14 protein-coding genes are annotated in these 18,718 nt (G+C 41.7%); 8 read left to right on the top strand and 6 right to left on the bottom strand.

Annotated features, from left to right (window positions below):
• Window positions 1–95: 95 nt before the first annotated feature.
• Window positions 96–1,505: a glutamate--ammonia ligase gene (gene glnA / locus VXS03_RS16535; RefSeq protein ID WP_327764994.1), complete on the bottom strand. Its 1,410-nt coding sequence runs from the start codon at window positions 1,503–1,505 to the stop codon at window positions 96–98.
• A gap of 601 nt (window positions 1,506–2,106) precedes the next feature.
• Here glnA and typA point away from each other — a divergent pair.
• On the top strand, window positions 2,107–3,933 hold the full coding sequence (gene typA, locus VXS03_RS16530; RefSeq protein WP_327764993.1) for a translational GTPase TypA: 1,827 nt from the start codon (window positions 2,107–2,109) through the stop codon (window positions 3,931–3,933).
• Window positions 3,934–4,100: 167 nt separating this feature from the next.
• Here the strand turns inward: typA and VXS03_RS16525 are convergent, their stop codons facing one another.
• The gene (locus VXS03_RS16525) at window positions 4,101–4,739 is read right to left on the bottom strand and encodes a DUF2959 domain-containing protein (protein ID WP_327764992.1); all 639 of its coding nucleotides are present in this window, start codon (window positions 4,737–4,739) and stop codon (window positions 4,101–4,103) included.
• 146 nt (window positions 4,740–4,885) lie between these two features.
• Between VXS03_RS16525 and VXS03_RS16520 the strand changes: the two genes are divergently transcribed.
• From VXS03_RS16520 to VXS03_RS16510, 3 genes are read left to right on the top strand one after another with little or no spacing between them, the layout of a single operon-like run.
• Window positions 4,886–5,806, top strand: a complete 921-nt coding sequence (locus tag VXS03_RS16520; RefSeq protein ID WP_327764991.1) for a virulence factor BrkB family protein — start codon at window positions 4,886–4,888, stop codon at window positions 5,804–5,806.
• 9 nt (window positions 5,807–5,815) lie between these two features.
• Window positions 5,816–6,253, top strand: coding sequence for a D-aminoacyl-tRNA deacylase (gene dtd / locus VXS03_RS16515; protein WP_080158864.1), 438 nt, complete (start codon window positions 5,816–5,818; stop codon window positions 6,251–6,253).
• 60 nt (window positions 6,254–6,313) lie between these two features.
• Window positions 6,314–7,243 (top strand): bifunctional GNAT family N-acetyltransferase/hotdog fold thioesterase, encoded by a 930-nt coding sequence (locus VXS03_RS16510; protein WP_327764990.1) that lies wholly within the window; start codon window positions 6,314–6,316, stop codon window positions 7,241–7,243.
• Here the strand turns inward: VXS03_RS16510 and VXS03_RS16505 are convergent.
• The 4 genes from VXS03_RS16505 to hslR form a co-directional block, all read right to left on the bottom strand.
• A complete protein-coding gene (locus VXS03_RS16505) occupies window positions 7,150–9,177 on the bottom strand; it encodes an AsmA family protein (protein ID WP_327764989.1) in 2,028 nt (675 codons plus the stop codon). The two genes, VXS03_RS16510 and VXS03_RS16505, sit on opposite strands and share 94 nt — an antisense overlap.
• Before the next feature lie 170 nt (window positions 9,178–9,347).
• Window positions 9,348–10,979, bottom strand: a complete 1,632-nt coding sequence (pckA, locus tag VXS03_RS16500) for a phosphoenolpyruvate carboxykinase (ATP) (protein ID WP_327764988.1) — start codon at window positions 10,977–10,979, stop codon at window positions 9,348–9,350.
• 329 nt (window positions 10,980–11,308) lie between these two features.
• The gene (gene hslO / locus VXS03_RS16495; protein ID WP_327764987.1) at window positions 11,309–12,187 is read right to left on the bottom strand and encodes an Hsp33 family molecular chaperone HslO; all 879 of its coding nucleotides are present in this window, start codon (window positions 12,185–12,187) and stop codon (window positions 11,309–11,311) included.
• A 154-nt stretch (window positions 12,188–12,341) separates the two neighbouring features.
• Entirely contained in the window at window positions 12,342–12,752 is a 411-nt protein-coding gene (hslR, locus tag VXS03_RS16490) for a ribosome-associated heat shock protein Hsp15 (RefSeq protein WP_327764986.1), read from the bottom strand.
• A gap of 284 nt (window positions 12,753–13,036) precedes the next feature.
• On the opposite strand from hslR, the gene gspC reads away from it, so the two are divergent.
• The 4 genes from gspC to gspF are packed head-to-tail and all read left to right on the top strand — an operon-like array spanning window position 13,037 to window position 18,709.
• Entirely contained in the window at window positions 13,037–13,912 is an 876-nt protein-coding gene (gspC, locus tag VXS03_RS16485) for a type II secretion system protein GspC (protein WP_327764985.1), read from the top strand.
• Between the two features lie 50 nt (window positions 13,913–13,962).
• Window positions 13,963–15,981 carry a type II secretion system secretin GspD gene (gene gspD, locus VXS03_RS16480; protein ID WP_327764984.1) on the top strand — a complete coding sequence of 673 codons (2,019 nt, stop codon included), beginning with the start codon at window positions 13,963–13,965 and terminating at the stop codon, window positions 15,979–15,981.
• The gene (gspE, locus tag VXS03_RS16475) at window positions 15,981–17,483 is read left to right on the top strand and encodes a type II secretion system ATPase GspE (protein ID WP_327764983.1); all 1,503 of its coding nucleotides are present in this window, start codon (window positions 15,981–15,983) and stop codon (window positions 17,481–17,483) included. The genes gspD and gspE overlap by 1 nt, the downstream gene beginning before the upstream one ends.
• The gene (gspF, locus tag VXS03_RS16470) at window positions 17,483–18,709 is read left to right on the top strand and encodes a type II secretion system inner membrane protein GspF (RefSeq protein WP_327764982.1); all 1,227 of its coding nucleotides are present in this window, start codon (window positions 17,483–17,485) and stop codon (window positions 18,707–18,709) included. Before gspE ends, gspF begins: the two co-directional genes overlap by 1 nt.
• The last annotated feature ends 9 nt before the right edge of the window (window positions 18,710–18,718 follow it).

Raw genomic sequence — 18,718 nt, 5'->3', positions numbered from 1 at the left:
CTTCATTGTTGCCGCTTTTTTGGGGGGAGCAAGATCAAAAAGACCTGCGTGTGAGGCAGGCCTAAATCTTCATTGTTAAGTCTTAAATATATTACTTAAACAGAGTAGTAAAGTTCAAATTCTAACGGGTGTACTGCCATATTGATTTTCTCTACATCTTGCTCTTTTAGGGCAATGTAAGAATCAATAAAGTCATTAGAGAATACGCCACCAGAGGTTAAGAATTCACGGTCTTCGTCAAGCGCTTGTAGTGCACCTTGTAGTGACTCAGCTACTTTTGGAATCTCTGCCGCTTCTTCTGCTGGTAGGTCGTATAGATCTTTATCCATTGCTTCGCCAGGGTGGATCTTATTAGCAATGCCGTCAAGGCCAGCCATTAGCATTGCTGCAAACGCTAGGTATGGGTTAGCTGCTGGATCACCAAAGCGTACTTCGATACGACGTGCTTTTGGACTTGGTACTACTGGAATACGGATTGATGCAGAACGGTTACGTGCAGAGTAAGCCAGCATAACGGGTGCTTCGTAGCCAGGGACTAGGCGTTTGTATGAGTTAGTTGCTGGGTTAGCAAACGCATTGATTGCACGTGCGTGTTTGATAATACCACCGATGTAGAACAGTGCCATTTCTGATAGGCCGCCGTACTTATCACCTGAGAATAGGTTAACACCATCTTTTGCCAGTGACATGTGAACGTGCATACCTGAGCCATTATCACCAACTAGTGGTTTAGGCATAAAGGTAGCTGTTTTACCAAACGCGTGCGCTACGTTATGAACCACATACTTATAAATCTGAATTTCATCAGCTTTATTGGTTAACGTATTGAAACGAGTAGCGATTTCATTTTGGCCTGCGGTTGCTACTTCATGGTGGTGAGCTTCAACAACCAGTCCCATTTCTTCCATGATTAAACACATCGCAGAACGAATATCCTGTGATGAATCAACAGGAGCAACGGGGAAATAACCGCCTTTAACGCCAGGACGGTGACCTTTGTTACCGCCTTCAATTTTGGTGCCGCTGTTCCATGCTGCTTCAATGTCGTCAATCTTAAAGAATGAACCTGACATATCAGTATTGAATCGAACGTCATCAAATAGGAAGAATTCTGGCTCAGGACCCACTAATACGTTGTCAGCAAAACCTGCTGAACGCATGAACTCTTCAGCGCGCTTAGCGATTGAGCGAGGGTCACGATCGTAGCCTTGCATTGTTGCTGGCTCAAGAATATCACAACGAATATTTAGAGTTGCGTCTTCCGTAAATGGGTCAAGTACCGCACTTGCTGCATCAGGCATCATTACCATGTCTGATTCATTAATGCCTTTCCAGCCTGCTACAGAAGAGCCATCAAACATTTTACCTTCTTCAAAAAAATCGGCATCGATTTGATGAGATGGAATAGAAATGTGCTGCTCTTTACCTTTGGTATCGGTAAAACGTAGGTCAATAAACTTAACTTCATTTTCCTGGATCAGCGCTAGTACGTTTTCAACTGACATCTTGAGTAACCTCCGGTGTTATTTAGGGCGATGGCCGCAAACTTTATGCTCATGCTGTGATGAGCGAATCTGAAAGTATTAAAGCGAAAACCATGCCAACTTTTAAAAGCGCCTAATAATGCGTGTTTATGGCAATTAGGTCGCTTTTTCCTCTCCTGTTTTGCACTATTATGGTGAGTAATTGCACCTAATTGGTGCAACAATGGTGCATATTGAAAGTGATAAAATATTGACCAATATACGCCACCATTTAATAGTTCCACTACTATGGTGATGAGGCTAAATATTGTCAATCAACCCAGAGATAATTAGGTATTTTTATTGCTAAATAATCGTCATTAAGCTGTAACCAAAAAGTGATCAAGATCGCAAGTTTGATGGGTTTTAGACTAATTTATCGTATCAATATGAGGGTTAAGAAAAATAAAAATAGCCAAAAAAGTGAGTAAAAATGCGGCTCTAGAGCAAGTTGCGAAAAAAGCTGGTGATATAAATCACATATTTCGTGGGTTTTGGAGTAAAATCTGTTAAATTATGAGCCGTTTTTTTAATCAAGTAGCCTCTATTAAGACGCTGCATGTTCTGAGTGAATGTGAAACTAATGTCTAATCAACTGATCGATAACTTAAGAAATATCGCAATTATTGCTCACGTTGACCACGGTAAAACTACCCTGGTTGATAAACTTCTACAGCAATCTGGCACGTTAGAGGGTCGCGGCGAAGCCGAAGAACGTGTGATGGATTCTAACGATATCGAAAAAGAGCGTGGCATTACCATCCTTGCTAAGAACACAGCAATTAATTGGAATGACTACCGCATCAATATCGTAGACACCCCTGGACACGCAGACTTCGGTGGTGAAGTTGAGCGTATCATGTCTATGGTTGACTCTGTATTACTTATCGTTGATGCAGTTGACGGCCCTATGCCTCAAACGCGCTTCGTAACGCAAAAAGCGTTTGCATACGGTCTTAAGCCAATCGTTGTAATCAACAAGATTGACCGTCCAGGTGCACGTCCTGAGTGGGTAATGGATCAAATTTTTGACCTATTCGACAACCTAGGCGCAACTGACGAGCAACTAGACTTCACAACAGTTTACGCTTCTGCGCTAAACGGTTGGGCAACAATGGAAGAAGGCGTAACTGGCGAAGATATGGAACCATTGTTCCAAGCTATCGTTGATAACGTTGCTGCTCCATGTGTTGACGTTGATGGCCCACTACAGATGCAAATCTCTCAACTAGATTACAGCTCTTACGTTGGTGTTATCGGTGTTGCTCGTATTGCTCGTGGTTCTGTTGCTGCAAACCAACAAGTAACTATCATTGGTGCTGACGGTGCTAAGCGTAACGGTAAAGTAGGTACAGTTCTTGGTTACCTAGGTCTAGAGCGTCATGAAGTTACTGAAGCGAAAGCGGGTGACATCATTGCAATCACAGGTCTTGGCGAGCTTAAGATTTCTGACACTATCTGTGACGTAAACACTGTTGAAGCATTACCAGCATTGTCTGTTGATGAACCAACTGTAACCATGACTTTCCAAGTAAACACTTCTCCGTTTGCTGGTAAAGAAGGTAAGTTTGTTACTTCACGTAACATCCTTGAGCGTCTACAAAAAGAATTAGTACACAACGTAGCATTGCGCGTTGAAGAGACTGATAGCCCAGACCGTTTCCGTGTTTCAGGCCGTGGTGAACTTCACCTATCTATCCTGATTGAAAACATGCGTCGTGAAGGTTACGAGCTAGCAGTATCTCGCCCAGAAGTTATCATCAAAGAAGAAGATGGTAAGCTAATGGAACCGTTTGAAGTTGTAACTATCGATGTGGTTGAAGAGCATCAAGGTAGTGTAATGGAGAAAATCGGTATCCGTAAGGGTGAACTAAAAGATATGGCACCAGATGGTAAAGGCCGTGTTCGCATGGACTTCATGATGCCTTCTCGTGGTCTTATCGGTTTCCAAACAGAATTCCTAACAATGACTTCTGGTTCTGGTCTTATCTACCATACGTTTGATCACTACGGTCCTCACAAGGGCGGTACTATCGGTCAACGTGCTAACGGCGTATTGATCTCTAACGGTACTGGTAAAGCGGTAACTTACTCGCTATTCAACCTACAAGAGCGTGGCCGTCTGTTCTCTGAGCACGGTGACGAAGTATATGAAGGTCAGATCATCGGTATTCATAACCGTGCAAACGATCTAACTATCAACTGTCTACGTGGTAAGCAGCTAACAAACGTTCGTGCATCTGGTACAGATGAAGCACAAACGCTTTCTCCTGCTATCAAGTACACACTTGAGCAAGCACTAGAATTCATCGATGATGACGAACTAGTAGAAGTAACACCAGAAAGCATTCGTATCCGTAAGAAACTACTTACTGAAAACGATCGTAAGCGTGCAGGTCGTGGTAAGTAATTACCGCTAATCTGAACGATTACTAATACAATCCCTCGCTTGGCAACAAGCGAGGGATTGTTGTATCTGGAGTATGAAAATATTCTTGAGACAAAAAATATTTAAACAAAAAAAGAGCTAACATGATTAGCTCTTTTTTTATGGTTATAGTATCGCAATTATGCTGATTACTTTTTCAAGTGACCAATAAAACGATTGGATTCAGCAATAGCACTGTTCATATCACGAATAGCACCAGAAATTTCGGTTTGTAATGAATTAAATTGGCCTTGAAGTGAGCCTATTGCTGCTGCATTGAGGTTATGCTTAAGGTATAGGGTGTTATCACGTAAAGTATCTAAAACAGGCTCCATTTTCTTCTCAGCGCGTTTCATCGCACTTAACATTTTATTGTAAGATGTTTTTGTTGTTTGTAATTTACGTTGGCTGTCACGTTTAAGGTTGGCACTTTTATATAGTGATAGTTCTTGCTGCCATTCTTCAAACATGGCATTAGCAACATCTTCAATGGCGGCAATACGATCATTGACATTTTTGACTGCGGCTTCACTGCTTTTATATTGGCTATCAATATCCTGATAAGCCGATTCAAGATCGCCACCATCAAATTGATTGAGTGCTTTTAGGCCATCAAGGGCGCTGGTAAATTGTTCTTGAGCGTTTTGTTGCGCTTGATTAGCATCTTCAACGCGATCAACCATGATATCGCGTTTATATACCCCGACTTTTTCCATGGCTGAGTAGTAAGCTGTTTGACAGCCAGAAAGTAAGCTAACACTTAGAAAAAGTGCAATAAAATAGGGCATGTTTTGCTCCTTGGTGAGAGATGAGAAATAACAACAATTACATTATCACTGAGTGCTAACGTAACAATTCCAATAGATAAACTACAGTTACAGCGTGTCACGATAACATGGCTGTATTTGATAACGTATAGGTAGAATTCTCTATTATGGCTGACAAAAAACAACCTGTGAAATTTGTATTGTGGCAGCGATTAACGCGAATAATGGAATATTTCAGTTATTTAATCCAGCGTGTAAATCATGACCGTTTAACTGTAATAGCGGGATCAATGGCTTATGTGAGTTTATTATCATTAGTACCGTTATTAACCGTGATAATTTCGGCATTGTCGGTAGTGCCCGCATTTGCTGGTGTCGGTAATCAAGTTCAACAGTTTGTGATTACCCATTTTGTACCAGCTGCCAGTGTGGTAGTGACTACTTATCTTAATGAATTTATTGTTAATGCAGGCAAAATGACAGTGGTCGGTATCGGAGCGTTATTCGTGGTTGCAATGATGCTGATTTCATCGATTGATAAGTCATTAAATTATATTTGGCGGGTCAAGAAAAAGCGGCGTTGGATCATATCATTGGCGGTTTATTGGATGATCCTTACTTTAGGTCCTATTCTTTTGGGCTCAAGTATTGCGTTGAGCTCCTATGTTGGCTCACTGGTTTTGGTTGAGCATCAAGTACTGCACGGCGCGGTGCAACAATCATTACAATGGTTGCCTTCAATGATGTCAGGTTTGGCTTTTTTATTGCTGTATGCACTAGTACCTAACTGTAAGGTGCTCTTTAAACATGCGTTATTAGGGGCATTATGTAGCAGTGTTTTATTTGAGTTGAGCAAAAAAGGGTTTGTGATTTATTTGGCGCATTTTCATTCCTATCAAATGATTTATGGCGCATTGTCGGTGATCCCTATTTTGTTTGTATGGGTATATTTGTGTTGGTGTATCGTATTATTGGGGGCTGAGATCACTGCAAGTTTAGGCGAACGTGGCTTTTGGGATGTTACTCAATCTCAATTACCGACAACGGCCGCGGTGACAAATGGCAACCATGATTATAATGAAGACTAAGGAATAACAATGATTGCGTTAATTCAACGAGTAAGTGAAGCCTCAGTGACTGTTGATGGCACAGTAACGGGTGCTATTGGCTCTGGTTTGTTGGTGCTATTAGGGGTTGAAAAAGGTGATGATGAAACCAAAGCCCAAAAACTGCGGGACAAAGTGTTGGGTTATCGTATCTTCAGTGATGCTGACGATAAAATGAATCTTAATGTTCAGCAGGCGCAAGGTAGCGTGCTGGTGGTATCACAATTTACGTTGGCGGCAGAGACTAAAAAAGGTATGCGTCCTGGATTTTCGACAGGAGCTGCGCCGATTGAAGCTGAACGCTTGTACCAATATTTTGTCGAACAATGTAAGGCACAGCCAATTGTAACTGAAACGGGCGTGTTTGGCGCCGATATGAAGGTGGCATTAGTTAATGATGGACCGGTAACGTTTTGGTTGCAGGTTTAAACCTAGGGTTGTGAATTTACGCTTTTAATGGCTGTAGACAATTGAGAAGAGAGGGAATGCATGTTTCGATTAGTCACTCCGCAAACCGAACAACAGTTTGCACGTTATTATCATTTTCGTTGGCAAATGCTACGTCAACCATGGCAAATGCCGTTGGGATCAGAGCGTGATGCTTATGATGATGTCAGTGCACATCGAATGTTAGTTGATAATGATGACAACGTGGTGGCAATTGGACGTTTGTATATTACGCCAGATAATGAAGGGCAAGTGCGTTATATGGCAGTTGATACGGCGGCACAACACCACGGGCTAGGTGGAATGGTGTTAATGGCACTGGAATCGCTAGCACGTTATGACGGCGCTAAACGGTTAGTGTGTAATGCCCGTGAAGCGGCTATTCCCTTTTATATTAAAAATGGTTTTGAGAGTCGTGGTGAGTTAAGTGATGAGAGTGGTCCAATGCGGCATCAGCAAATGGTGAAACCACTGTCACCGTTGACGGATGTTGCTCGTCAGCCTCAATGGTGTCAGGAACTACAATTATTATGGCAAAGCCAGATTCCGATTAGTGACAAAATGGGAATCAAAATTAACCAATACACAGGTTATCGATTTGAAGTTAGTGCGTTGTTCAATGCCAATATTAATCCCAATGAATTTATGTTTGCTGGCAGTATTTTTACCATGGCAACCTTAGCGGGATGGGGCTTTATTTGGTTATTACTTAAAGAACGTGGCTTACAAGGCAATATTATTTTAGTTGATAGCCACATTCGTTATTCAGCCCCAGTCACTGAGCGCCCAATCGCAGTCACCACCCTTGAGCATTTACGTGGTGATTTTGATCGTATAACTCAGGGGCGTAAAGGACGGATCACGGTTGATGTTAATGTTCAATGTGGCAAAACGGTTTCATCTACTTTTACGGGGACATATTTAGTATTACCCGTACACGATGAATCAACGGTTGAACTTGATACGCCTTGATGCCATGAACGGATCAGCTGCTGACAGCCTGTGGTTAATGTCAGTTGAAATTGCTGCTGTTGGGCATCCCCTAAGCTCCATCGACCGGCTATGTTCAATCCAAAATCATCACCCGTAATGGTTGATGGGGATAATTGGATAACGCCATCTTGTGCCGCGAGTGTTAGTGGTGGTGTGGTGAGTTGTAATGGTGATGCGGTAATAGGTGTGACTGTTGGTTGATTTATTATGGCAAAATTCGACTGTTGCCACTGGGTTAATAATTGCTGAGGGGTGATGTTATCTAATGCCAATTGACGCAAGGCAATATTAGCACTTCCCGTTAAATGCGCATTAAAATCACGCCAACTACTAGCATGACCGTTGAGCTTTATTTGAGTGTCAATTGCTCCTGTTAGTGGAAGCGGTAATGCTAACCAGCGGTATAATATTTGGGCTGGCATGGTGTCGCCCATCATGGTTAATTGCCATGGGTGGTGTGGATTTTCAAGTGACATTCTCGCCCGTGCTTTTAATATGCCATCGTTAAACGGCAGTACTAATTTATCCAATTGCCATTGTCCTGCATTACTGTCCATGGTCGCTATGGCTTGGTGCATGACAATCTGATTAATACTACCAAAGCCTAAATTAGCCTCAACATTACCTTGCCATAATCCCCACTGATTATTTTGTTTTAGTACCGTATTTTTTGCATCAATATCAATACCTGCCAATTGAAATGGAATACGTGAGGCTGATGAAGTGATCTGGCTATTATTTATATTGATTTTTTTGGCTATCACATCGGTGTATTGCTGCTGCCATTGTTGCCATTTCTGGTACCAATTTTCTTCTACAAACCATTTAATACCACTGGCTTTTAGATCATTAATAAATAGCTGTTGTGGATCCATCCAGCCATCAACACGAACAAAACCTTGCATTATATGGGCTGACATTCCGTGACTAATAACTTGCTGAGGAATAAATTGTAATTCAGCGAGTGGTTGATCAAAATTAAATTGTTGCCATTGTGCATGGTTCGCACTGAACGATAAGCGACTGTCTTTTTGTTGCCAATAAGTAAGGGGCCACTGCCAATTTTCCAGTGATAGATTAATGTTATCGGCTCCCCATTGCGGTAATTCAATACTGCTGTTGACCACATCAATACGGTTAAATGTAATGGTTTTTACGCCTGTGATGGGGAGGCTAAATTGCTGTCGCCAAGTATCAAATAACTGTTGGTCTTGTAGGTGAAAGCGACTGATAGTGAGTTGGTCTACCGTTAAATTGTGGCTGTGATTATCTAGCTGAGCTTGGGCGGTGATTGTTGCTTGATGCCACTGGCCTGAAATACCATTAAATTGCCATTGTTGGTCGTGTTTTTCTGCATTGATCAATGGTTGTTGTAGTTGTAGTTGGTGCCATTGGATACTGGAGGCACTCATTTTAAAGTGACCATTAAAGCTTTGCCACCAAGGCGTCTTCTTTGTGGGTGTTTGCCAATTATCTATTTGAATTAATCCCTGTTTAATCGCAAATTCAGGTGTATCTATATTGGTATTATTGAGTATTAATCGTTTAATTGTAACGGGTGATGATTGACTAAATAAATGCATATTAGCTGCAGTGATATTATTTATTTGGGCGCCATCAAACACCAGTTTGTGGTCTGTAAAGCTAGATTTTGATAGCCATAATGTAATGTTGTCAGCATTGAGTAATACCTGTTGGTGCTGGGTAATTTCCGCATGTTCAAGCGTGATTTGGTAAGGGGTTCGAATATCGTAGTCAATTTTTTTAGCAAACACTTGGTAAGGGGATAGTTGTGCGAGGGCAAAATTTAATAAGGGTTCATTATAACGAGTATGTAATAGCCCAATTATGGTAGCCACACTTACTACGACGATGAATGTGAAAATAAGCACTACTTTGCTCAACAGTCGCATAATTTTTCCCGTAACCGAAAGGTATCAAATCAATATAAAGGCTTGTTGAGGGTGGGCGAAAAACCACTTTTTAGCAAGTGCTTTGGAGGGGGTATGAGTGTGAAAGGTAGTGATAAAAAACAGCCTCTAATGAAAGAGGCTGTTAACTGATAATTCAATGAGGACTCAAATTAACCCAGTTGTGGGCCTGCTGTTACTAATTGTTGGCCTTCTTGAGTGTCAGTGTACTTATCAAAATTAGTAATAAAGCGACCAGCCAAATCTTCAGCTTTGCTTTGCCACTGTAGTGGATCAGTGTAAGTATCACGTGGATCAAGAATCGTTGGATCAACACCTGGTAATGATGTTGGAACCGTTAGATTAAAGATAGGAATTTGCTTGGTATTTGCTTCATCAATTGAGCCATCAAGGATTGCATCAATGATTGCACGTGTATCTTGAATTGAAATACGTTTACCTGTGCCGTTCCAACCTGTGTTTACCAAGTAAGCTTCAGCGCCCGCCGCTTCCATACGCTTAACTAATACTTCAGCATATTGAGTTGGGTGTAACGTGAGAAATGCATTACCAAAACATGCAGAGAACGTTGGTGTTGGTTCAGTAATACCACGCTCAGTACCCGCTAACTTAGCAGTAAAACCTGAAAGGAAGTGGTATTTAGTTTGTTCTGGCGTTAGTTTTGAAACCGGAGGTAATACACCAAAAGCATCTGCAGATAAGAAGATCACTTTATTGGCATGACCGCCTTTTGATACTGGCTTAACAATATTTTCGATATGGTAAATTGGGTAAGAAACACGAGTGTTTTCAGTTTTTGAATTATCATCAAAATCAATTGAGCCATTACCACGAACAGTAACGTTTTCTAATAAAGCATCACGGCGAATGGCGTTGTAGATATCAGGTTCTGCTTCTTTTGAGAGGTTGATAGTTTTTGCGTAGCAACCACCTTCAAAGTTAAATACACCATGGTCATCCCAACCATGCTCATCATCACCAATTAATGCGCGCTTAGGATCGGTTGATAGGGTTGTTTTTCCTGTGCCTGAAAGACCGAAGAAGACGGCAACGTCACCTTCTTGGCTCATATTGGCAGAACAGTGCATTGATGCAATGCCTTGCAGTGGTAAAAAGTAGTTCATCATCGCGAACATACCTTTCTTCATCTCACCACCGTACCAGGTACCACCAATTAGCTGCATTTTTTCGCTAAGGTTGAAAACGGTAAAGTTTTCAGAGTTCATACCGTGCTCTTTCCACTTAGGGTTAGTGCACTTTGAGCCATTCATGATCACAAAATCAGGTTCAAAAGTTTCAAGTTCAGCGTCTGTTGGACGAATGAACATGTTTTTCACAAAGTGTGCCTGCCATGCAACTTCCGTGATCACGCGAATACAAAGGCGAGTATCTGGGTTTGCACCACAATAACCATCAACAACAAAAAGGCGCTTGTTCGATAGTTGGTTGGTCACTAATTCTTTAAGATCTAGCCACGCTGTTTGAGTGAGGGCTTTGTTGTCATTCTTTCCTTGATCTGACCACCACAATGTATCTTTGGTAGTGTTATCACGCACAATAAACTTATCTTGTGGTGAACGACCTGTAAAAATGCCTGTATCAACAGATACAGCACCCAGCTCAGTAACTATACCGCGCTCGTAACCTTCAAGTTCAGGTTTTGTTTCTTCATTGAAAAGAACTTCGTAGGATGGGTTACGAATAACATCTGTAACATTGGTAATACCGTATTGGGATAAATCCATGTTGTTTGCAACCTTATTATCGACACAAGTAGTGATCATTGGTGCTCCTAGGGTAAGATGTTGTTTAACTGTCAATCATGCTAGCAACCCTAAACCGCTAAATCAGGGACGGTCATCAAAAAAACGACCATCATTTTGTTAATTTTAGGTAAAAATATAGAGATCGCGAGAGGTTTTATTTTGCTAGAATGTTAAATTTTATTTGTTGTGATAGTGGTCAATTTTTATGCTGCGTGGTTGCAAAAAAAGCACAAATAAAGTTGAAATATAGATTTGTATACGGTGTGGCTATGATGGGGTTTAAAAATAAGATAAAAAAAAGCCGACATGAATGTCGGCTTTAAATAACAAAATGACGTCCGTTTGAATTAGTGAATTTGATCACTATCAGTAGCGTTAGCACTATTGTCACGCAGTGCCGCTACATCAATACTGTCGAAATCATAGCTAGTACCACAATAATCACAATGCAGTGATACCTTGCCATCATCAGCAATAATTTGGTCAATTTCTGCTGGTTGAACACTCATGATTGCCGCTGCACTACGTTCACGAGAGCAACCACATTCAAAACTCACTGGTTGTGGTTCAAATAATTGTACTTGCTCTTGATGGTAAAGACGATATAACACATCTTGTGCTTCTAGCGTAAATAGCTCGTCATCTTTAACGGTTTCAGTTAACGCTTCTAAATGTTCAAAGTCACCTTTAGTACCTGTACCATCAGGCATGATTTGTAATAACATTCCTGCCGCTTTTACTTGGTCATCAATAGCACCAGTACGTAACCAGATACGGGTTTTTAATTGCTCTGAATTTTTGAAGTAACTTTCAAGGCATTCTGCTAGTGTATCGCCATCAAGGCCAACAACACCTTGGTAACGCTCACCTTTAGTTGGGGTTATTGTGATCACCATGTGACCGTTACCCATTAAGTCATGAATAGTTCCCGCTTCTACGTCGCCATTCCAACGTGCTACACCACGTAATTGTTGGTTATGATCACCGTTGATTACCGCTAAACTAACTGGGCCATCACCTTGAACTTGTACTGTGATTGAGCCTTCAAACTTTAACGTTGCTGTTAATAGGCTGGTTGCTACCAATAATTCACCTAATAATGTTGCGACAGGTGCTGGGTAGTTTTTATCCGCAATAATTTGTTGGTAAGTTTGACTTACTTGTACCAATTCACCGCGAACGGCTGCGCCGTCAAAAAGGTAACGGTTTAAACTATCGTTTGTCATGAGTATGTATTCTCCCACTATAGAGCCAACCCAATAAAGGGATAAAATGAACAGTAATTACTTTATGGTCAACGCCGCAACCAAGGCGGGTTAAACCGTTGCAATAAAGTACTCACTGTTGAAATTATAATTTAATAGGCTGGCACTGAGTTATTTATTCAGATGCGTTAATGTTTTTGAATCGCATAATGTCGCGGCGTTGCTTTTTATCCGGTCGTTTTTCTGGACTTGGATTGTCATAAGCATTGAGTTTGCGCATTTTTGCTGTTTGTTCACGGGCTGTAATACTATCAGCCGTTTCTTGATAGAGCAGTTGTGCTTCTGGTGCGCCACGGCGACAGTCAGAGATTTGTTCAATGATGATGATTTTTTCGTCATTACCCTGACGTAACTTCACCGTTGCGCCAAGCTCAATAATTTTACTTGGTTTTGAACGCTGGCCATTGTACTGCACTTTACCGCCATCGATCATAGTGCGAGCAATTGAACGTGTTTTGTAAAAGCGGGCAGCCCATAACCATTTATCAAGACGAACCTGCTTAATATTCGAGGTGTTTTGACCCATCACGGTGCCTTTATTTGCTGAAACTATAAATTATCACATTCTGCTAATAACAACGGCAGTGTGACTATTTATTATAAATGGTGATATTAACCTAGGATTTCAATCACTGAATTAGAATTTATTACAAAAAATCAGTAAATTCTTAGATACTATGGCGTTTTGTTTGGATTATTAAATAGTATTTCAATGATTAACAGGCGATCATAGTCCATTCAATTTTAGAGTGCGACTGCACTGTACTTATCTGTTTAATGGTAGTTGGTATTTTAACAATGGATTTCACTATGCTTGCTTCAAAGTGGTTTGCGACTGCAGCAACCAAACGCCCGCTGTCATTACAATCTGTCACGCGTCTTTTAACGGGCATTTTGGTGATGATATTTGCTTGGGTTATGGGACGCTTAGTGTGGTCTTTTATTGAACCAGCTCCTGCCCCTGCACGTTGGCAACCTCTTGCGGTAACTGTGAATACCACCCAACAACAAATACCAGTCAATGAATTATTAAGCTTAAATTTGTTTGGTCGCTATCAAGCAAATGCTGCGCCTGTTACCAAAACACCGGTTAAACAAGATGCTCCTCAAACGCAATTACGATTAACGTTAGTGGGGGTGGTTGCCAGTTCTACACCATCAAAAGCCTTGGCGGTAGTGACCAATAACGGTAAACAAAATACATACGGCATTAATGAGGTGATAGATAACACTCGTGCCACTTTAATTGCGGTTTATAACGATCGCGTGATTATTCGAAATAATGGCCGTGATGAAACATTAATGTTAGAGGGATTGAAATTCACTAAGCCTGCAGTTGCTGCTATTGCACCTTCAAAGAAAAGTAGTGGTAATAGCGCGGAACTTGCCAAAATTAAACAAGAAATCTTATCTGAGCCACAAAGCTTATTTAGTTACATTCGTCTATCTCAGGTAAAAAAAGACGGCCAAATTGAAGGTTATCGAGTTAATCCTGGAAAAAATAGAATTTTATTTGATCAAGTTGGTCTTAAAGCCAATGACCTTGCAGTGAGTATTAACGGTAATAGTCTGACCGATCCTGCAATTATGGCCAAACTTTGGGGTGAGTTGTCTTCAGCCTCTGATTTTACACTGACGGTTGAACGCAACGGTCAGTTACATGATATCCACATAGAGCTGCAATAACACTTTAGTGCTTAGCTTGAAATGAATATGCGATTACGCAGGAGTTTTTTGTGAAAAAATGGATGGGAAAAAGTGCCCTATTGTTAGCGAGTGGCTTGTTGTGTAGTCAAGCAATGGCTGATGAATTAAGTGCCAACTTTAAAGGGACTGACATTCAAGAATTCATCAATATTGTTGGCCGCACCTTGCATAAAACAATCATTATTGATCCGGCTGTACGTGGGCAGGTCAATGTGCGCAGTTATGACTTATTGAATGAAGAGCAATATTACCGCTTTTTCCTTAATGTGCTTGATGTCTATGGTTATGCTGTTGTGACCATGGAAGATGGCGTCATGAAAGTTATTCGTGACAAAGATGCCAAAACTGCGGCAATTCCAGTGGTTGGCGCGAATGATAAAAACATTCCTGGCGATGCGGTTGTGACCCGTGTTATTGCGGTGAAGAATGTTTCAGTACGTGAGCTTTCGCCATTATTACGCCAGCTAAATGATAATGCTGGTGCGGGTAATGTGGTGCATTACGATCCTGCTAATATCATTATGATTACGGGTCGTGCTGCGGTTGTTAATCGCTTAGCTGAAATCATTGAGCGCGTTGATCGCGCGGGTAATAAAGACGTTACCGTGGTATCGCTTAATAATGCATCAGCATCAGAAATGGTCCGCATTATTGATTCGTTGAATAAAAGTGCTGAAGCATCATCAACTCCGGGCTTTCTTATTCCTAAAGCTGTTGCCGATGAACGTACTAACTCAGTATTAATTTCTGGTGATCCTAAAGTACGCGAACGCTTAAAAAATCTGATTCATCGTTTAGATAAAGAGATGGCTGTCAGTGGCAATAGCCGCGTGTTTTATCTTAAATATGCCAAAGCTGAGGATTTAGTCGATGTCCTTAAAGGGGTATCTGAGAATGTGCAAGCATCAACGAAAGGCAGTGGTGGACAAAGTCAGGGCTTAAATAAAGATGATGTGATGATCTCTGCTCATGCGCCAACGAACTCGTTAATTATTTCAGCACCCGCTGATGTGATGAAGCGTCTTGAATCCATTATCTCTCAACTGGATATTCGTCGTGCTCAAGTCCACATTGAAGCAATGATTGTAGAAGTACAGGAAGGTGAAGGGGTCGACTTTGGGGTTCAGTGGGGCTCTGAAGATGGTGGTGTGGTTCAGTTTGGTAACAGCAGTGCACCAATTGGGGGATTATTATCAGCCCAAGAAGCAGGTAAAGATACTACCACTACAGAAACACGTTACGATTCTGATGGTAAACCTTACACTTACCAAACTACCGAAAGTGGTGATTTAGCACCAATGGCAACCTTCCTTGGTGGTGTTAAAGGTGCAGCGGCTGCAATTGCATTGGGTGATTGGACGGCATTGGTAACTGCCGTGCAAGCTAACCGAAATGTGAATGTACTATCAACACCGAACGTGACCGTTTTGGATAACCAAGAAGCGAATTTATCTGTCGGTCAAGAAGTGCCAGTGACGACAGGTTCGCAAACTGGATCAAATAACGATAACCCATTTACGACCGTAGAACGTAAAGATGTTGGTATTCAACTGAAAGTGACCCCGCAAATTAATGAGGGTGACTCGGTACAAATGAAGATCGAGCAAGTGGTATCACAAGTTGCCGATGCAAATGGTGCAGTTGATATTCGATTTGATAAACGTGAACTAACAACGTCAGTATTAGTTAAAGATGGCAACATGATTGCACTGGGTGGTTTGATGCAAGAGAAGACCCTTGAATCAGAGCAAAAAGTGCCAATTTTAGGTGATATTCCAGTATTAGGTGCGTTATTCCGTTCGACCAATAATCAAACTGAAAAAACCAACTTGATGATTTTCATTCGTCCAACGATTTTACGTGATGGCATGAGTGCCGATGGTATGACGCAGCGTAAATATAACTATATTCGCGCTCAACAGTTGTATCAAGCCGATAAAGGTATGCGTTTGATGGATGCTGAAATGCCAGTTATTCCAAAATATGGTGATGACATGGCATTGCCTGCAGAAGTTCGTGCGTTTGTATCGCAATTGGAGAAACACTAATGGCAGATGAGTCTTTGGCGTTAGAAACCGCAGTCTTATTTCGATTGCCGTTTTCTTTTGCTAAGCGCCATCATGTTGTGATTGAAGCCAATCAACAAGGATGGCAGTTATATTATTGCGGTCAATTATCCGCAATTGTATTAGCAGAAGTACGTCGAGTGGTTGGCGAGGGCTTTTATCCTGTTGCACTATCAGAGTCGCAGTTTGAGCAAAAGCTAACTGATGCTTATCAACGTGATTCATCAGAAGCGCGCCAGCTAATGGAAGATTTAGGTTCTGATAGTGATGACTTTTTCTCGTTAGCGGAAGAACTTCCTGAAACTGAAGATTTACTTGAATCAGAAGATGACGCGCCAATCATTAAATTGATCAATGCGATGTTAGCTGAGGCTATCAAAGAAGGGGCTTCTGATATTCATATTGAAACCTTTGAAAAAGTATTGTCGATTCGTTTTCGTGTCGATGGCATGTTACGAGAAGTATTACAGCCGAGCCGTAAATTAGCGCCGTTGTTAGTGTCGCGTATTAAAGTCATGGCGAAATTAGATATCGCAGAAAAACGGATACCACAAGATGGTCGTATTTCATTACGTATCGGTGGCCGAGCGGTGGATGTGCGGGTTTCAACCATGCCGTCATCACATGGTGAACGGGTGGTATTGCGTCTATTAGATAAAAATGCCACACGTCTTGATTTACATAGCCTTGGTATGACTGCGGCTAATCATGAAGCATTTAGAAAAATCATTGATCGTCCGCATGGGATTATTTTGGTTACCGGTCCTACGGGTTCGGGTAAATCAACTACCCTATATGCTGGCTTGCAAGAGCTAAACAGTGCAGAGCGCAATATTCTAACGGTAGAAGATCCGATTGAATTTGATATCGATGGTATTGGGCAAACGCAAGTAAACAGTAAAGTTGATATGACGTTTGCACGTGGTTTGCGCGCGATTCTTCGTCAAGATCCGGATGTGGTGATGATTGGTGAGATTCGTGATTTAGAAACTGCAGCGATAGCCGTTCAAGCTTCATTAACGGGCCATATGGTGCTATCAACCCTGCATACGAATACTGCCGTTGGCGCGATCACTCGTTTACGTGATATGGGTATTGAACCTTTCTTGGTGTCATCATCGCTATTGGGTGTACTAGCTCAGCGATTAGTCCGTACTTTATGTGCTGAATGTCGTCAACCTTATGAAGCTGATACTGAGCAGAAGAAACTGTTTAGATTAGCAGCAACAGATAGCCTGACATTGTATCGCCCTTGCGGCTGTGACAAATGTAACTTCAAAGGTTATCGCGGCCGTACGGGTATTCATGAACTTTTACAGGTGGATGAAAGTGTACAAGAGTTGATTCATGCGGAAGCTGGTGAACAAGCGATTGAAAAGTACGTTCGTCAGACCACACCTAGTATTCGTGATGATGGTTTAGATAAAGTGCGCCAAGGGATAACCACCCTTGAAGAAGTGATGCGCGTGACCAAGGAAAGCTAATGGCGGCATTTGAATATAAAGCATTAGATGCCAAAGGCCGCCATAAAAAAGGTGTGCTAGAGGGCGATACTTCGCGTCAAGTTAGGCAGCAGCTACGTGAAAAAGGGCTCGTGCCGATTGAAGTTAATCAAACCTCAGGCCAAGGTAAAAAAACAGCTTCTGCGCCAAGTAAGTTTACTTTTAAACGCGGTATTAGTACCAATGAGTTAGCACTTATTACGCGTCAGTTAGCAACCTTAGTACAAGCTTCAATGCCTTTAGAAGAATGTATCAAGGCTGTTGCAGAACAAAATGAAAAACCGCGGTTGAAAAATATTTTACTCGCGGTGCGCTCACGAGTGGTTGAAGGTTATACCTTAGCTGACAGTATGGCGGAATACCCGCATGTGTTTGATCAATTATTCCGCGCCATGGTGGCGGCGGGTGAAAAATCAGGGCATTTGGATACTATTTTAAATCGCTTAGCTGATTACAGTGAAAATCGTCAACAAATGCGCAGCAAGCTTCAACAAGCGATGATTTACCCACTGATGCTGACGTTGGTTGCGGTGTCGGTGGTGGCGTTCTTGTTGGCAACGGTGGTGCCTAAAATTGTTGATCAATTTGTACAAATGAACCAAGGCTTGCCTGCTATTACTGAGGTGTTATTAGCCGCCAGTAATTTCGTGCAACATTGGGGATTGCTGGTGGTGATTGTGATTGTGGCTTTAATTGCTGTAATAAAAACCGCCCTTAAAAAACCCGCTTTTCGGATGAAGTGGGACCGTACCATCTTGCGTCTGCCTGTGATTGGTAAAGTTGCACGGGGGTTGAACACCTCTCGTTTTGCTCGAACACTCTCTATTTGTACTTCAAGTGCGATTCCATTATTAGATGGTATGAAAGTCGCATCAGATGTGATGACTAACACTTATGTTAATAAGAAAATTTTAGATGCGGCAGATCGAGTGCGAGAAGGGGCTAGCTTACGGGTTTCTCTGGAAAAAACGGCCCTGTTTCCGCCGATGATGCTACATATGATTGCCAGTGGTGAGCGCAGTGGTGAGCTTGAGCAAATGCTGACTCGCGCGGCGGATAACCAAGATCGTGATTTTGAATCATTAGTGAATATGGCATTAGGGGTGTTTGAGCCGTTATTGATTGTCGCGATGGCTGGGGTGGTGATGTTTATCGTTATTGCGACCTTGATGCCGATTATTGAATTAAACAATATGGTTGGAATGTAATTTTTCTTT

This window comes from Photobacterium sp. S4TG1 (assembly GCF_036040035.1).
Classification (GTDB): Bacteria; Pseudomonadota; Gammaproteobacteria; order Enterobacterales; family Vibrionaceae; genus Photobacterium.
Note: the sequence above shows the minus strand (reverse complement) of the source record. Positions and strands in the feature narration are given on the sequence as shown.

Coding starts and splice junctions, on each gene's coding strand:
- VXS03_RS16505 (WP_327764989.1), bottom strand. CDS start 9,177: ATGCGACTGTTGAGCAAAGTAGTGCTTATTTTCACATTCATCGTCGTA.
- VXS03_RS16510 (WP_327764990.1), top strand. CDS start 6,314: ATGTTTCGATTAGTCACTCCGCAAACCGAACAACAGTTTGCACGTTAT.
- VXS03_RS16525 (WP_327764992.1), bottom strand. CDS start 4,739: ATGCCCTATTTTATTGCACTTTTTCTAAGTGTTAGCTTACTTTCTGGC.
- dtd (WP_080158864.1), top strand. CDS start 5,816: ATGATTGCGTTAATTCAACGAGTAAGTGAAGCCTCAGTGACTGTTGAT.
- typA (WP_327764993.1), top strand. CDS start 2,107: ATGTCTAATCAACTGATCGATAACTTAAGAAATATCGCAATTATTGCT.
- pckA (WP_327764988.1), bottom strand. CDS start 10,979: ATGATCACTACTTGTGTCGATAATAAGGTTGCAAACAACATGGATTTA.
- hslO (WP_327764987.1), bottom strand. CDS start 12,187: ATGACAAACGATAGTTTAAACCGTTACCTTTTTGACGGCGCAGCCGTT.
- glnA (WP_327764994.1), bottom strand. CDS start 1,505: ATGTCAGTTGAAAACGTACTAGCGCTGATCCAGGAAAATGAAGTTAAG.
- VXS03_RS16520 (WP_327764991.1), top strand. CDS start 4,886: ATGGCTGACAAAAAACAACCTGTGAAATTTGTATTGTGGCAGCGATTA.
- gspC (WP_327764985.1), top strand. CDS start 13,037: ATGCTTGCTTCAAAGTGGTTTGCGACTGCAGCAACCAAACGCCCGCTG.
- gspF (WP_327764982.1), top strand. CDS start 17,483: ATGGCGGCATTTGAATATAAAGCATTAGATGCCAAAGGCCGCCATAAA.
- gspE (WP_327764983.1), top strand. CDS start 15,981: ATGGCAGATGAGTCTTTGGCGTTAGAAACCGCAGTCTTATTTCGATTG.
- hslR (WP_327764986.1), bottom strand. CDS start 12,752: ATGGGTCAAAACACCTCGAATATTAAGCAGGTTCGTCTTGATAAATGG.